Origin of the sequence: Erythrobacter ani (assembly GCF_019204025.1) — a bacterium.
Classification (GTDB): Bacteria; Pseudomonadota; Alphaproteobacteria; order Sphingomonadales; family Sphingomonadaceae; genus Erythrobacter; species Erythrobacter ani.
Window position 1 is genome coordinate 1333555 of record NZ_JAGSPB010000001.1, and the last position, 15805, is coordinate 1349359.

At 59.8% G+C, this 15805-nt stretch carries 15 protein-coding genes; 9 read left to right on the forward strand and 6 right to left on the reverse strand.

Annotated features, from left to right (window positions below):
• Positions 1-23: 23 nt before the first annotated feature.
• Positions 24-524: a ferritin-like domain-containing protein gene (locus KCG45_RS06490; protein ID WP_218316233.1), complete on the reverse strand. Its 501-nt coding sequence runs from the start codon at positions 522-524 to the stop codon at positions 24-26.
• 167 nt (positions 525-691) lie between these two features.
• Entirely contained in the window at positions 692-1393 is a 702-nt protein-coding gene (gene trmB, locus KCG45_RS06495) for a tRNA (guanine(46)-N(7))-methyltransferase TrmB (RefSeq protein ID WP_218316234.1), read from the reverse strand.
• 113 nt (positions 1394-1506) lie between these two features.
• On the opposite strand from trmB, the gene KCG45_RS06500 reads away from it, so the two are divergent.
• Entirely contained in the window at positions 1507-2724 is a 1218-nt protein-coding gene (locus KCG45_RS06500; RefSeq protein WP_218316495.1) for a mechanosensitive ion channel family protein, read from the forward strand.
• A 60-nt stretch (positions 2725-2784) separates the two neighbouring features.
• On the opposite strand, the gene ctrA is transcribed toward KCG45_RS06500, so the two are convergent.
• The 3 genes from ctrA to lptB all read right to left on the reverse strand — a co-directional run bounded on the left by ctrA (position 2785) and on the right by lptB (position 6011).
• Positions 2785-3480 (reverse strand): response regulator transcription factor CtrA, encoded by a 696-nt coding sequence (gene ctrA / locus KCG45_RS06505; RefSeq protein ID WP_142787809.1) that lies wholly within the window; start codon positions 3478-3480, stop codon positions 2785-2787.
• A gap of 213 nt (positions 3481-3693) precedes the next feature.
• Positions 3694-5202 carry an RNA polymerase factor sigma-54 gene (rpoN, locus tag KCG45_RS06510; protein ID WP_218316235.1) on the reverse strand — a complete coding sequence of 503 codons (1509 nt, stop codon included), beginning with the start codon at positions 5200-5202 and terminating at the stop codon, positions 3694-3696.
• An 11-nt stretch (positions 5203-5213) separates the two neighbouring features.
• Positions 5214-6011, reverse strand: a complete 798-nt coding sequence (lptB, locus tag KCG45_RS06515; RefSeq protein WP_218316236.1) for an LPS export ABC transporter ATP-binding protein — start codon at positions 6009-6011, stop codon at positions 5214-5216.
• Between the two features lie 215 nt (positions 6012-6226).
• Here lptB and KCG45_RS06520 point away from each other — a divergent pair, with 215 nt between their 5' ends.
• Positions 6227-6613, forward strand: a complete 387-nt coding sequence (locus KCG45_RS06520) for a hypothetical protein (protein ID WP_218316237.1) — start codon at positions 6227-6229, stop codon at positions 6611-6613.
• 88 nt (positions 6614-6701) lie between these two features.
• Complete coding sequence (locus KCG45_RS06525; RefSeq protein ID WP_218316238.1) at positions 6702-8084, forward strand: mechanosensitive ion channel domain-containing protein; 1383 nt, start codon at positions 6702-6704, stop codon at positions 8082-8084.
• 61 nt (positions 8085-8145) lie between these two features.
• Here KCG45_RS06525 and ppa read toward each other — a convergent pair whose 3' ends face one another.
• A complete protein-coding gene (gene ppa, locus KCG45_RS06530) occupies positions 8146-8673 on the reverse strand; it encodes an inorganic diphosphatase (protein ID WP_218316239.1) in 528 nt (175 codons plus the stop codon).
• Positions 8674-8787: 114 nt separating this feature from the next.
• Between ppa and hisS the strand changes: the two genes are divergently transcribed.
• The 6 genes from hisS to metK all read left to right on the forward strand — a co-directional run bounded on the left by hisS (position 8788) and on the right by metK (position 15805).
• Positions 8788-10026, forward strand: a complete 1239-nt coding sequence (gene hisS, locus KCG45_RS06535) for a histidine--tRNA ligase (protein ID WP_218316240.1) — start codon at positions 8788-8790, stop codon at positions 10024-10026.
• 3 nt (positions 10027-10029) lie between these two features.
• The gene (gene prfA / locus KCG45_RS06540; RefSeq protein ID WP_218316241.1) at positions 10030-11097 is read left to right on the forward strand and encodes a peptide chain release factor 1; all 1068 of its coding nucleotides are present in this window, start codon (positions 10030-10032) and stop codon (positions 11095-11097) included.
• Positions 11098-11106: 9 nt separating this feature from the next.
• Complete coding sequence (gene prmC, locus KCG45_RS06545; RefSeq protein ID WP_218316242.1) at positions 11107-11934, forward strand: peptide chain release factor N(5)-glutamine methyltransferase; 828 nt, start codon at positions 11107-11109, stop codon at positions 11932-11934.
• 241 nt (positions 11935-12175) lie between these two features.
• The gene (locus tag KCG45_RS06550) at positions 12176-12826 is read left to right on the forward strand and encodes a DUF4167 domain-containing protein (protein ID WP_218316243.1); all 651 of its coding nucleotides are present in this window, start codon (positions 12176-12178) and stop codon (positions 12824-12826) included.
• A 44-nt stretch (positions 12827-12870) separates the two neighbouring features.
• Positions 12871-14478: an apolipoprotein N-acyltransferase gene (gene lnt, locus KCG45_RS06555; RefSeq protein ID WP_218316244.1), complete on the forward strand. Its 1608-nt coding sequence runs from the start codon at positions 12871-12873 to the stop codon at positions 14476-14478.
• Between the two features lie 79 nt (positions 14479-14557).
• Positions 14558-15805 carry a methionine adenosyltransferase gene (gene metK / locus KCG45_RS06560; protein ID WP_218316245.1) on the forward strand — a complete coding sequence of 416 codons (1248 nt, stop codon included), beginning with the start codon at positions 14558-14560 and terminating at the stop codon, positions 15803-15805.

The following is a 15805-nucleotide window of genomic DNA, read 5'->3' on the forward strand; positions in this document are numbered from 1 at the left end:
TTATTTACGACTAGTCGCGGTTTTCACGCGGCCATCGCTTCCTTATTGACTTCGCCGGTTGCGATTTCGGTCATGCGGCGGTCACCATCATAGGTGTTGTCGAGACAGGTCTGAAGTGTTTCTGCATCGCTCGTGAGTCCAAGACGGCTCGCAAACGCCACTGCAGTTCCGTATCCCGCCAGGCCGTAGTGGGTCATGCGCTGGTATTGGGTAATGATCGAAGCATCGAGCACGTCCTTGTCGTCGATGTCGGCATCGATGGCGTGCGCCTTAGCTTCCTTCACGAGGCCTTCCATGCCCTTACAGAATTCACCATTCGGGTTTGCATTGTGGCCTTCGATCAGCTTGCGGACCTGGACCATACCTTCCGAAATGCCTTTTACGCCGTCTTCGAGTGCGCTGCGGAGATCTTCGGAGGTTGCTTTTTCATGGAGTTTCTTGGTCGCCTCGAGCGACTGCTTATCGGCGCTGTAAATGTCCTGCAGCTGATCGATGTAGAGGTCCGTGAGTGTGTTGATGGTCATTGGATAATTATCCCTTGGTTTGATTTGCTTTTCATATGACCAATGGACAAGGCGGTATTCCGTTCCAAAAAACCCTTATATTTCCATCACATAAGTTTAGCCGTTAACCACACGGGACGAACTGTGCCCTTTTGCAGCCAAGTTCGCGGCGGCGAAGGCTTTGCATATCAGAGGCGGCGAAACCGGAAATACCACACCTCGTGTCCGAAGACCGTGCGGGCCTTGTGCTCATAGCGCGTCTCGCTCCAGCCGCTGGGGCGATTCTGCCAGCTCGATGGACCATCGACGATCCATTCGAACTTGTCGGTGAAGCGCTGCATTACCATCAGGGCGTGTCGCAGATAGATCGCATGATCGGTGCCGAAACGAAATTCGCCGCCCGGCTTCAACTTGTCGGCCAGCAATCCCACCGGGCCATCATTCATCATGCGACGTTTTGCGTGCTTGTTCTTGGGCCAGGGGTCGGGATGTAGCAGATACGCCATGGTCAGGGCCCCATCCGGGACACGCTGGAGCACTTCGATCGCATCGCCATGATGCAGTCGCACATTCGCAAGGCGCTGGTCTTCAACATGGCCGAGCGCCGCTGCCACACCATTGAGAAATGGCTCGGCTCCGATAAAGCCGTGATTGGGCAGCAGGTCAGCGCGGTACCCCAGATGTTCGCCGCTGCCGAAGCCAATCTCGAAATGCAGCGGGCAAGCCTCGCCGAACAGCCTTTCGGCAGTCACCTCACCATCTTCGGGTACGGCAATCTTTGGCAGGAGATTTTCGACAAGACCTTGTTGCCGCCCGCGCAGCGGCTTGCCGATGCTGCGGCCATACAATCGGTTTAATGTGGTGGGGTCGCCTTCTTTGAACGCTGTCATGCTGGGTCCGCTAAGGCTTTCCGTGCACAATTGTCCAGACCGAAGGGCAGGTTTGGCGTTCGAGATGAGCAGCGGGGTTGAGCCGCGCCCTCTCTCACCCTAACTCGCCCGTCATGGCTTACCTGTTCCAAGTTTTCGCAGACCAGCCCGCATGGGCGCAATCGTCGATCGGGCTGATTGCGCTCTTCACCGCATCGCTGGCGATCAATTACGTACTCAAACACGTAATCCTGCGCGTTCTGGCCCCGTATCTCGACCGCCAGACAAAGACGATCGACAAATCCGCCGCCTGGCTGGCAACGGTCGCGCCGTTGCTGATCATATCGCGTGGAATCCGGCTCGTCCCGCATCTGCCCGAAGGCATCTACACCGTCATAACCAATGTGGCGCAGGCGCTGATCGTGATTTCGGTCGCGATGAGCATCGTCAAAGCGCTCGCCTACGCCAATGAAGTCTATGAACGCCTGCCTCGATCCAGGTACCGCCCGATAAAGGGCTTCGTGCAGGTGGTGAAGATCATCGTGCTGTGCGGCGCGGCGATTATCATGATCTCGGTCCTGATCGACGAATCGCCGCTGCTGCTGCTTTCGGGCCTTGGCGCTATTACCGCAGTGCTGCTGCTGGTTTTCAAAGACACCATCCTCTCTCTGGTCGCGAGCGTACAGCTCACATCGAACGACATGCTGCGGGTAGGAGACTGGATTGAAATGCCGAGCATGCAGGCGGACGGCGATGTCATCGACATCTCTCTACACACGGTGAAGGTTCAGAATTTCGACAAGACGATCACCACGATACCGACGCATCGGCTGGTGTCGGACGCCTATCGCAACTGGCGCGGGATGAGCGAAAGCGGGGGGCGGCGGATTAAGCGGTCGATCGTGCTCGACCAGAATTCGATCCGCTTCCTGAGCGACGATGAGGTGTTGGACCTGAAGAAGTTCCGCATCCTAAAACCCTACCTGGCCGCGAAGCGCGAGGAGATTGCGGAGTGGAACAGGGCCGAGCTTGCGGGCGACGACCAGCCGGTGAACGCTCGCCGGCTGACCAATATCGGCACGTTTCGCGCCTATATCGAAGCGTATATCGCTTGGCACCCCCGCATCGGGGACGGGTTCACGATGCTGGTGCGCCAGCTCGACCCCGGGCCGCAGGGCCTTCCGATCGAGATTTATTGCTTCGCCGACACGACCACTTGGGGAGAATACGAAGCGATCCAGGCAGACATCTTCGACCACCTGCTTTCGATAGTCCCCGAATTCGACCTGCGCGTATTCCAGGAACCGAGCGGCCGGGATTTCGCGGCATTGGGCACAGTTTCGGGTCCATAAACTAGAAACACCCGGAGCGCGGGGTGCGCACCGGGTGTTGCTCGATAAAAAACGAGTGGTTTAGGCCGCTTCAGCCTCTTCGTTCGGGTCTCGCAGGACGTATCCGCGGCCCCATACCGTTTCGATGTAGTTTTCGCCGCCGCACGCATGGCTCAGCTTTTTGCGGAGCTTGCAGATGAAGACATCAATGATCTTCAGTTCGGGCTCGTCCATACCGCCATACAGGTGGTTCAGGAACATTTCCTTCGTGAGTGTGGTGCCCTTGCGCAGCGAAAGCAGTTCAAGCATCGCGTATTCCTTGCCCGTCAGATGGACGCGCGCGCCGTCGACTTCGACGGTTTTTGCGTCGAGGTTCACGGCAAGCTTGCCGGTGCGGATGATCGACTGGCTGTGACCCTTCGAACGGCGCACGACGGCGTGAATGCGGGCGACCAGCTCTTCGCGATGGAATGGCTTGGTTACGTAATCGTCCGCACCGAAGCCGAACGAGCGGATCTTGCTATCCATCTCTGCGATACCCGAAAGGATCAGCACAGGCGTCTGCACCTTGGCGACGCGCAGCTTCTTCAGCACGTCATAGCCGTGCATGTCCGGCAGATTGAGATCGAGCAGGATGATGTCGTAATCGTACAGCTTACCCAGATCGAGGCCTTCTTCGCCCAGATCGGTGGAATAGACATTGAAACCTTCAGTGGTGAGCATGAGCTCAATCGCTTTCGCGGTTGTTGGCTCGTCCTCGATCAACAGCACTCGCATATCTGGTCCCCTAATTGCCCCAGAACCTGGCCGGCTTACCTTTTGGCAAGCTGTGTCGGTAACTCCTCGTCAAGAGGTGTTGCCATGTATTAACCACACAAGATCTGAACGGAAAAGGTTAACGCGCCGTAAACGGCTTGCCAGAAAGTTTGCGAGTCTTTTGTGCAACATGTCTGTTTGCGTCCTCAGGCGCGCGGCGTTTGAGGGCAGGGATCAAAAACTGTTCAGCTTCTTTGCCCGGCGTCTCTGTGCGCTCGACCCGATGCCGATCGCCTCGCGGTATTTGGCAACGGTCCGGCGCGCGAGGTCAAAGCCCTCCTCGCCCAGCAGGTCCGCCAGTTTCTGATCGGACAGCACCTTTTTGGGGTCTTCGGCGTCGGTCAGCGCCTTGATCCTCGCCTTGATCGCTTCGGATGACGCGCCTTCGCCGTCGCTTGATGCGACGCCGCTGGAAAAGAAGTATTTCAACTCGAAGCAGCCGCGATCACAGTGCAAATACTTATTGCTGGTGACCCGGCTCACGGTGCTTTCATGCATGTCAATCTGTTCGGCGACTTCGCGCAAGGTGAGCGGACGCAGCTCCGATACGCCGCTGCGAAAAAAGCCGTCCTGCTGTTTTACAATTTCAGCGGTAGTTTTCAGGATCGTTTTCTGTCTCTGATCGAGCGCACGGATCAGCCAATGCGCATCGGCAAGTTTTTCCTTGAGCCATGATTGCGCTTGCGGGTCGGGCGAACCTTCGTTGATTTCCAGATAATAGCTCCGGTTCACGACGAGCCTTGGGAGGGTATCTTCGTTAAGTGCGATATCCCAGCCGCCCTCATCGTTTTCGCTGAGTAATATGTCGGGCGTGATCGCACTGTCGTCGCTCGGCGCGAATGCCAGCCCCGGTTTCGGATCGTAGCTGCGCAGCTCGCCCAGCATGTCGGCAAAATCTTCATCATCGACTTCGCAAAGGCGCTTGAGCCGCTCTACCTCGCCGCGCGCGACCAGTTCGAGGTTGTCTATCATCGCACGCATGCAGGGATCATACCGGTCGGCTTCGCGTGCCTGGATGGCGAGGCATTCGGAAAGGCTGCGCGCGCCCACCCCGGTGGGATCGAGCATCTGCACCACGGTCAGGGCGTCTTCAATCTCGTCCATGCTGACGCCGAGATTGGATGCCACGTTGCGAAGATCGCTTGTCAGATATCCCGCATCGTCGAGCAGCCCGATCAAATGTCGCGCAAGAAAGGCCTCCTTGGGATTCACCGCAACCGTGCCGACCTGCTCATTCAGATGCTCGCTGAGTGAAACATCACCTGCGCGATTGGCTTCGATGCCGGGAAAGTCGGTCTCGCCGCCGCCCGAGCTTACCGCACTCGCACCCCATTCGGCATCGCTCTGCGACGGGGACAGCCGCGACCCATCGCCGGTGTCTCGGTCCCGATCCAGCGCGCTGTTGTCTATGTCCAGCGGAGCCTCGCGCTCGCCTTGTGCCTGTGACATGAGCTGGTCGGAAGTGAACTCTTCCCGCGGAATGTCATCGGGTTCTTCCGATGATCGATTGTCGTCGCTGGCCACCGACCCTGCTTCGAGCAACGGATTGCTTTCGAGCGCCTCGCCGATGAAGGTCTCGATTTCGAGGTTGGAGGCCGCCAGCAGCTTGATCGCCTGCTGCAGCTGCGGCGTCATCACCAATTGCTGTGATTGGCGAAGGTCCAGTCTGGGTCCGAGCGCCATGGCGAAATCCGTTAGAGCGTGAAGCTCTCGCCGAGATAAAGCCTGCGGACGTTCTCGTCTGCAACCAGTTCCTGCGGTGTGCCGGCGAACAGGACCTGGCCGCCATAAATAATGCAGGCGCGGTCCACGATTTCGAGCGTTTCGCGAACATTGTGGTCCGTGATGAGCACCCCGATCCCGCGCGTCTTCAAATCAGCGACAAGGTCGCGAATGTCGCTGATCGAAAGAGGATCGATCCCGGCAAACGGCTCATCGAGCAACATGATCGATGGCTTGGCGGCTAGCGCGCGGGCGATTTCGCAGCGGCGTCTTTCGCCGCCAGACAGCGCCATGGCCGGGCTTTCGCGGAGCCGGGTGAGCCCGAACTCCTCCAGCAGCCGCTCCAGCTCGTCACTGCGTGTTTCGGCATCGGGCTCGACCATTTCCAGAACGCACGCAATGTTCTGCTCAACGGTCATACCGCGGAAGATACTGGTTTCCTGTGGCAGGTATCCGAGACCCAGAATCGCGCGGCGATACATCGGCAGCTTGGTGACATCCTCTCCGTCCATGAGGATCCGGCCGGAATCCGGCTTCACCAGTCCCATGATCGAATAGAAACAGGTCGTCTTGCCGGCACCATTCGGCCCGAGCAAGCCCAGCACCTCACCCTTGGCCACGCTCAAGGAAATATCGGTCAGCACCGCGCGTTTGTCGTAGCTTTTCGCGATCGACACGACTTCAAGGCCGCCCCCCAGTATCGGCGCGTTTCCGTCTGCCGTTTCCGGGGTGGATTCGACCAGTTTTTCCAGAGATGAAGACTCGTCCATGGCGCAAGCTTTAGCAGCCTCGGCTTAACAGGAAAGAGCCGGGACGCGGTTTTGGCAGGATTTTTGCTTGCAAGGCTATCTTGAAAGGGCACCGCCACATGGCTTTCGGTGCACCGCGCGCAACATCGTTGCGTTTTGGTTACTGTGCTTGCAACTTGTCCGTGGGTTTGGAATACTGGTCCGGTGAGAGAGAGATTCCGTTGGGGAGCGGTCTGATGGGCGATTATTCGCGACAAGAAACTGATGCAAAAGTTGGGACAGCCGCGCAAACGCGTGAGAAAGACTGGCGCAAAGCGATCAGCGACCATGTCGCTTACGCATTGCTCGTTTATACAGGCCTGCATATTTTCGTGACTGTCAAAGCGATTTCGGAAGGCTTCCCGTCGCTGCTCCCTTATTTCGCCCTCGTGGTTCTGATCGCCGCAATCATCCCGGCTTGCCGTTGGTTCGAGCGGCGCTGGACAGACCTTTCGGATGATCAGGCAACTGACCCGGCCTATGCCGATGCTTTCCGCCGTGACATCATCGCGCTGTGGTTTCTGGCGATCGGATTGCCGATTGCGCTGACCGCATTCTTCAAAGCCATATTCGCTCTGGCGTAAGCGCCTCCCAGCACCGCGCGGGAACGTACGTTTCGCAGCCATGTTGATCCCCTAGACGCCGCTTTCGGCGAATCTGGGGTGTTGCCGCGTGAATCTCTTTAAAGTCCTGCTAGCTTTTCTCGCCGCGCTCACAGCGGCGCCTGCACTGGCCGTATTGCCCGGTCTGGAGCCGGATACGAGTGCGGCTGAGGATGTTCAAACGGTCGAGCAAACCATTTCGCAGGGGCAGGACGCGGGCGATGACGCGCGGATTACCGAGCGGATCGAGGGCATATTTGCCGAATTGCCCGATTTCGGCACAGTCGCTGTCGAGACCAATGAAGGCGTTGTCAGCCTGACCGGTACGCTCGCCGATGCCGATGCGATCGCGCGCGCGGAGGGAATCGCCTCGCGTGTATCGGGCGTCGTCACGGTCGAAAATGCCATCGAACGCGATCTGTCCGTTGAACAGAACCTTTCGGTATTCGGAGAGGTTTCGGACCTGTTCGACAGCTTCATGGCGGGCCTCCCGCTGTTCGCCGTGGCGATGCTCACGGCGCTTGTCATCGGGGCGGTGGGATATCTGATCGCCGGCCTAGGCTTCATCTGGGACCGGATCGCTCCGAACGCCTTCCTTGGCGAGCTCATCCGCAGCGCGATCCGTTTCGCGTTTGTCGTGGGCGGAATCGTGATTGCCCTCGACATGTTGGGCGCGGGCGCTTTGCTCGGCGCGGTCCTGGGCGGAGCTGGCGTGATCGGGATCGCGCTCGGCTTTGCGATGCGGGACACGATCGAGAACTATGTCGCATCGCTGATGCTGAGCCTGCGCCAACCGTTCCGGCCCAATGATCACGTGCTGATCGACGATCTGGAAGGCCGCGTGATCCGCCTTACCAGCCGCGCGACGGTGCTGATGACACTGGAAGGCAATCACCTGCGCGTTCCCAATTCGCAGGTGTTCAAGGCCGTGATCGTCAACTTCACGCGCAACCCGCAAAGGCGCTTCAGCTTTGAACTTGGTATCGATGCCGATGACGATCCGCGCTCGGCCATGCAGCTCGGAAGCGAGGTCTTGCTGGGACTGCCATTCGTGCTCGATGAACCGGAACCTGCGGGACGGATCGAGCAGGTGGGCGATTCCAACATCGTCATCCTGTTCCTCGGCTGGATCGACCAGCGCGAGGCGGATTGGTTCAAATCGCGCAGTCTCGCCATTGCAGCGGTGAAGGAAGCGCTGGAGGATGCAGGCTTCGCCTTGCCGGAGCCGATCTACCGCCTGCGCTTTGACGGGCGAACCGACCCCCTGCCTATCGGGCGATCGCCGAAGGATGGCGATGCGACGCCGGCCCCGGCCAAGAGGCGCGCCTCACCGCCAGCGGATGGTGACGACGTGCGGCCCGAGAGCGAAATCAGCGAAATGGTCGAAAGCGAGCGCCAGTCCGATCCCGAGCAGGCAAAGGACCTGCTCGATCCTTCGCGCCCAGTCGAATAGTATTTTGAAGGTGCAGCAGGCGCCGCACAGGCCAACAGGCCCGCGCCCGGCGCTTGAGGGCTCAGGAGGAAGCGCGCTCGACCGCTTCGAGGACGATCTGCCGGGCTTCGGCTCGGTCGCCCCATTTACCGACGCGCACCCACTTCTCCTTTTCGAGATCCTTGTAGTGGGTGAAGAAGTGTTCGATCTGCTGGAATATGATCGAGGGCAGGTCCTTGGTCTCGCCGACATCCGAATAATACGGGAAGGTCGTGTCGACCGGCACGCAGATCAGCTTTTCATCGCCGCCGTGCTCGTCTTCGAGGTTGAGTACGCCGATGGGGCGCGCACGCACGACGCACCCGGCCATGAAGGGCGAGCGCGCGATCACCAACGCATCGAGCGGGTCGCCATCGGGTGAAAGCGTGTGCGGGATGAAGCCGTAATTGGCCGGATAGCGCATCGGCGTATGCAGGATGCGGTCGACGAACAACGCGCCGCTTTCCTTGTCGAATTCGTATTTCACCGGTTCGCCGCCGGTCGGGACTTCGATGATGACGTTGAGGTCGTCGGGGACGTTGGTGCCGGTGGGGATCTTGTCGATGCGCATGATTTTCTCGGATTTGAAAAGGGGAGGTATTGGTTGAGCGCGCCTCTAGCCGTTGTCGCGGCATTGCGAAAGACCTCCCTTGGTCTTAAGCGCGGCGCTTAAGAGTAGGAACCCATGCCCCAGAACACACCCAAAGCCATTCGCGGCACGCAGGATATCTTCGGCCCCGAGGCGGAGGCATTCGCTTTCGTCGTCGAGACGTTCGAGCGCGTGCGCCGCCTGTACCGTTTTCGCCGCGCGGAAATGCCGGTGTTCGAAAAGACCGAGGTGTTCAGCCGCGCGATCGGTGAGACGACCGATGTCGTGTCGAAAGAGATGTATTCGTTCGAGGATCGCGGCGGGGATTCGCTCACCCTGCGCCCCGAATTTACCGCCGGGATCGCGCGCGCCTTTCTCACCAATGGCTGGCAGCAGCACGCGCCGCTGAAGCTGGCGACCCACGGACCGCTGTTCCGCTACGAACGTCCGCAAAAAGGGCGCTATCGCCAGTTTCACCAGATCGATGCTGAGATCATCGGAGCCGCAGAACCGCAGGCCGATGTCGAATTGCTCGCGATGGCTGACCAGCTGCTGAAGGAGCTGGGGATTGAGGGCGTGACCCTGCATCTCAATACGCTCGGTGACGCGGACAGCCGCGAAAACTGGCGCGCGGCACTGATCGAGTATTTTGGCGGCGTAAAGGGGGACCTGTCGGAGGATTCGCAGGATCGGCTGGAGAAGAATCCGCTGCGCATTCTCGATTCAAAGGATCGGCGGGACCAGCAATTCGTCGCCGATGCGCCTAAGATCGATGACTTCCTCACGGACGAAGCGCTTGGCTTTTTCGACAGCGTGACGAGCGGGCTCGACGCGGCAGGCGTGAACTGGAAGCGCGCCGAAAGCCTTGTTCGCGGTCTCGATTATTATCGCCACACCGCATTCGAATTTATCCCGGACGAGGGCTCGGCCGCAGCCGATACACTCGGCGCGCAGAGCACCGTGCTAGGTGGCGGGCGTTATGATGGGCTGATGGAAAGCCTCGGCGGACCGGCAACGCCTGCGGTCGGATGGGCTGCGGGAATCGAGCGGCTGGCGATGTTGGTGGAGGACAGGGGTGAGCCTCTGGCGGACGTCATTGTAGTGGTTGAGGACGACGCGCGCATGAGCGATGCCATCTCCGCCTTGGGTAAGCTGCGCGGATCAGGGATGTCAGCCGATCTGTTCGCGGCAGGCAGCACTCGCAAGCGGTTCGACAAGGCTGTGAAGTCCGGCGCGCGCTCGATAGTTGCCTTTGACGTGCGCGATGGGGAACCAACGCACCGCATCAAGGCAGATGAATCTGATACGCCGCGACTTGAAGCGCTGCTTCGCTGAATAATGCAGATCCCCGCCGCCCGTCTTGACCAGATTGCCAATCGCTTCGCCGAGCTTGAAGCGCGGATGGCATCGGGCACGCTTGAGGGCGACGAGTTTGTGCAGGCCAGCCGCGACTATGCCGAACTGGAGCCGGTCGCGAAAACCGCCGCCGACGTGAAGGCGATGCGCGAGGAAATCGCGGGACTTGAAGAGATGCTGGTCGATCCGGAAATGAAGGAGATGGCGGAGGAGGAGCTGGAAACGCTTCGTTCGGAACTGCCTGAAAAAGAACGCGCGCTTGCTGTCGCCCTGCTCCCGCGCGACGCGGCCGACAGCAAGCCGGCAATGCTCGAAATCCGCGCCGGCACCGGCGGCGATGAAGCGGCTTTGTTCGCAGGCGATCTTTACCGGATGTACGAACGCTTTGCCGCCGAACAGGGCTGGAAAGTGGATCCGGTCAGCATAAGCGCAAGCGAAGTCGGCGGCTTCAAGGAAATCGTCGCCAATGTCACCGGGCAGGGCGTGTTTGCAAAGCTCAAATTCGAAAGCGGCGTCCACCGCGTTCAGCGCGTCCCCGTCACCGAAAGCGGCGGACGCATCCACACCAGTGCAGCGACGGTCGCGGTGCTGCCTGAACCTGACGACGTGGACATCGATATCGACCCCGGCGACCTCAAGATCGACACCTACAGAGCAAGCGGGGCGGGCGGCCAGCACGTCAACACCACCGACAGCGCAATCCGGATCACGCACGAACCGAGCGGTCTTGTTGTTACCTGTCAGGACGGGCGCAGCCAGCACAAGAACCGCGAAAAGGCCATGCAGGTACTGCGCGCGCGGCTGTTCGAAAAGACGCGCGATGAAGCCCAAGGCGCGGAGGCCGAAGCGCGCAAGGCGATGGTCGGCAGTGGCGATCGCTCCGAACGCATCCGGACCTACAATTTTCCGCAAGGACGCGTGACCGATCACCGGATCGGACTGACGCTGCACAAGCTTGAAGAAGTGCTCGCCGGGCCGGGCCTTAATGAGCTGGTGGACGCGCTCATTTCCGAGGATGAGGGTAAGCGGCTAGCGGCGCTCAGTGAGTAGGTCGGCAAAATGACGGTCGCCGAAGCGATCCGTGCGGCGACAGAGACGCTTTCAAACACCAGCGACACCGCGCGGCTCGATGCGGAGCTGCTGATGGCGCATGCGCTCGGGATGAGCCGCTCCGACATGCTGCTTCGCGCGATGCAGGATGATGCGCCTGGAGAGTTCGGCCCTTTGGTGGAACGGCGCGCAGGGCATGAGCCCGTTGCGTATATAACGGGCGTGCAAGAATTCTATGGCCGCACGTTCGCGGTCGCGCCCGGTGTGTTGATCCCGCGCGGTGACAGCGAAACGCTGATCGAGGCCGCTCTTGAGGTTGTGCCGAATGCAATGCGCATTCTGGACCTCGGCACCGGATCTGGCGCGCTGCTGCTGACTGCCTTGCTCGAATATGATGGATCGACCGGGATCGGCATCGATGCGTCTGCCGATGCCTTGCAGATCGCACGAAAAAATGCGCAGAGCTTCGGATTGGACGATGCGCGCGCGCAAATGACCGAGCGCAGTTGGCTTCAGGACGGATGGCGAGATGATCTCGGCGAATTCGATCTGATCCTGTGCAATCCGCCTTATGTTGAAGAAAATGCTGCGTTAGAACCCGACGTCCGCGATTTCGAGCCGGGAAACGCGCTGTTTGCGGGACCAGAGGGTCTTGACGACTATCGCATAATCATCCCGCAGATTGGCAAGCACCTAAACAAGGGGGGCGCCGCGATCTTCGAAATCGGATCAAATCAGGTCAAAGATATTACAGAAATTGCACGAAAAGCCGGATTTTTTGTGGAATTGCGCCGCGATCTTGCAAATCGGCCACGCGCGTTAGTCTTCCGCACATGAAAACGCCAGGAGGGCTTGGCAAACGTGGTTTGGCTCGCTACCTCCGAATCAGGCCATTGATTTGTGAACTGCGCAGAATCACCGGCCAAGCTCCAAATTCGATGTCAGACGGCCGTTAGGGCAAGCCCTCGGTCATGGCAGCGCGGAGCGCGCGTCATAAAAGTTTCGCGCAAAGACGAGCAGTCTGTTGGCCGAGAGCGCAGCCCATGGGTGCGCAAGGTCGCTAAGGGGAAGAATTTCCTTGAATAACAATCGTAATAATCGTCGCCGCGGACGCGGTAATCGCAACCAGGGCGGCGGCGGGGGCAATCAGCTTAACCGGATTGACAGCCGGGCGCGCGGCAATGCGCCGCAATTGCTCGACAAGTATAAAAAGCTCGCTCAGGACGCACAACATAATGGCGACCGGGTGCAGGCTGAATATTACCTGCAGTTTGCAGATCACTACTTCCGCGTGATCGCCGACAATAAAGCGCGACAGGACGAAGCGCGGGCAAAGCGGAATGATGAGCGCGGCCAGGCAAACGACGACAGCGACGAAGATGATGGCGATACCCGCCGCAACGACAGTCGCCGCGGTGGCAATCGCCGTCCGCGCGGCGGCCGGGACGACGCGAACGAACAGCGCGGAGACGGTCCCGATCGGGAAAACGAAAGCGATTCCGGTGAGGACGCCGCTGGAGAGGCCGAGAAGCCGAAGCGCCGCGCTCGCAAGCCGAGAAGCGATTCAACCGACGGTGAAGAGAAGCCGAAACGGCGCAAGCCGCGCGCTGAAAAACCGAGCGAGAACGCAGGTGCCGGAGAGATCGATTCGTCGGTCCTCCCGCCTTCAATCAGCGCCAGTTCCGCATCCGACAAGGACAGTGACGACAGTCTGGAAGCGGTCGGCTGACCGATAGTTAAGGGCGGCATCTGGGCACACGCGAATTGCTTCGAATGCTCTCCCAGCTCCAGAAAATGGTTGCGTTCGCAAGAGCGCGCCCCGGTCTCAGTGCGATTGCGCTGGGGCTTGTCGCGGCGTGCGGATATCCGCCCCTGCACGCGTGGTGGATCGCGCTGCCTGCGCTTGCCGCGTTCGCCGCGCTCTTGTGGGAGGCACAAAGCTGGAAATCGGCGGCGCGGCTGGGCTGGTTGTTCAGCTGGGCCCACCTGACGCTCGCCAATAACTGGATCGCGACCGCGTTCACCTATCAGGCGAAAATGCCGGAATTTCTCGGCTGGATCGCCGTTCCTCTCCTTTGCATATACCTTGCGGTCTATCCCGCGCTGGCTGCTGTGGCTGCCCACCTGCTGGCCCGAAAAGCCGACCCCTTTGCATTCGGGCTGGTTCTTGCTGGTGCATGGATCATCACTGAGTGGCTGCGCGGCTGGGCGCTCACCGGCTATCCTTGGCCGCCTCTTGGCCTCATGCTTCTGGGTGATTGGGATAGCGCCGGGATCGCCGCGGCCCTCCCATGGCTTGGCACCTACGCTCTGTCTGGAATTGCAATTCTTATTGGTGGGATCATTTTCTGGGCGGTCAAAACGCGCCGCTGGTGGCTCGGCGCTGGCACCGGGTTGGCCGTTATGATTGCAATGATTTTGCCGATTGGTGCAGATCAGCCAGCCACGGGCGGCGTAAGCTATACTCTCGTGCAGCCGCTACTCACACAGGACGAGATAGACGATCCGACCAAATTCGAAGAGCAATTTGAGCGGATCACGCGGTTGACAGTGCCGGGCCGGGAACGATCACGCGTTGTCCTTTGGCCCGAGAGCGCTGTGCCTGATTACCTCGAAGACGGCTATCCGCAGCGATACTACAAGAGGATGACTGCTGGCGGCGATCCGGTCTTCGCCCGGAACCGGATGGCGACAATCGCTGGGCCGCAGTCCACTTTGCTGACTGGAGCCGTGAATCTCGATTTCACGGAAAAATTCGGGATCAAGCGGGTCGAGAGCGCACGAAATTCGGTGCTGGCGATCAATGCCGAAGGCGAAATCACTGGGCACTACGCGAAGGCGCATCTGGTGCCTTACGGCGAATATCTACCCATGAGGCCCTTGCTTGAACCGCTCGGACTGTCTCGGCTTGTGGCGGGATCGATCGACTACGATCCGGGGCCCGGACCAGGCACGATCGATCTTGGAGTTCACGGGAAGGTAGGCGTTCAGATCTGCTACGAGATCGTGTTTTCGGGCGAGGTGGTCGATCAGTCAAACCGGCCCGATTACATATTCAATCCTTCGAACGATGGTTGGTTTGGCTGGTGGGGGCCGCCGCAGCATCTGGCGCAGGCGCGCCTGCGTGCCATCGAGGAAGGCTTGCCGGTTCTCCGCTCGACCACAACCGGGATCAGCGCGGTGATCGATGCGAGCGGTGTCGTGCGTAAATCGATCGGTCGCGGCGAGGCAGACGCTGTTAGCGGCGTCATACCTCCCGCGAAAGCGCCGACCCCTTTTTCGCGCTGGGGTAATTCCCTTGCGCTCGCATGGGGTGCCTTGCTGATATTGCTGGGATTGGCAGGCCCGAGAATGCTTGCGCTGCGCCGCCAGCCCGGCTAGGCATCGCGCAACACATAAAGGTTTCCTTATATCTGCATAAGGGGCCGCGAGCCGACATCGAGATTTACCGGGAGTGCCCATGCGCCGCGATTTTCTATTCACCTCCGAAAGCGTTTCAGAAGGTCACCCGGACAAGGTTTCCGATCAAATTTCCGACGCCATCGTCGACCTCATGCTAGCAAAGGATCCGGAAGCGCGCGTTGCTTGCGAAACCATGACCACGACCCAGCGCGTGATCCTGTCGGGGGAGATTCGCTGTGCGCCGATGTACGATGAAGATAACGAGGATTGGGCCGTCAATGGAGGCTGGGCTCCCGGCGCAAAGGAAGAAATCGAACAGGCCGTTCGCAGCACCGTCCGCGATATTGGCTATGAGCAGGACGGCTTCCACTGGAAGACGCTGACATTCGAAAACCATCTGCACGGTCAGTCCGCCCATATCGCGCAGGGCGTCGATGCTGGCGAGGATGGCTCCAACAAGGATGAAGGCGCGGGCGACCAGGGCATCATGTTCGGTTTTGCGTGCAACGAGACACCCGATCTCATGCCGGCACCGATTGATTACAGCCACAAGATTCTCGAAAGGCTCGCAGCCGACCGCCACTCGGGCGCAGCGCCTTTCCTCGAACCCGATGCGAAGAGCCAGGTTACGCTGCGTTACAAGGACGGAAAGCCGGTCGCTTGCACCGCGATCGTCGTCAGCACTCAGCATGCCGAGGGATACGACGAGGGCGATAAGGAAGCGGAGCTCAAATCCTACGTCAAAGGCGTCGTGACGGATATCCTCCCCGCTGGCTTCATTTCGGGCGAAACCCAGTGGCACATCAACCCCACGGGCAGTTTCGTGATCGGCGGTCCCGACGGGGACGCCGGACTGACCGGACGCAAGATCATCGTCGATACCTATGGCGGAGCAAGCCCGCATGGCGGCGGTGCCTTTAGCGGTAAAGACCCGACCAAAGTTGATCGCAGCGCGGCCTATATCACCCGCTACCTCGCCAAGAATGTGGTCGCCGCTGGCATCGCAGACCGTTGCACGATCCAGATTGCCTATGCCATCGGTGTATCGGAACCATTGTCGCTTTACGTCGACACCCACGGCACCTGCGCCGGCGGCGCCGACGATGCGGCCATCGAAGATGCGATCAAATCGATCACCAAGCTCGGCGGCCTGACTCCGCGCGCCATCCGGACGCATCTTGGCCTCAACAAGCCCATCTACCGCAAGAGCGCCGCATACGGGCACTTCGGCCGTACCGCCGATGGTGATTTCTTCCCGTGGGAGAAAACGGATTTGGTCGATGACCTGAAGGCAGCGCTCGCCTGA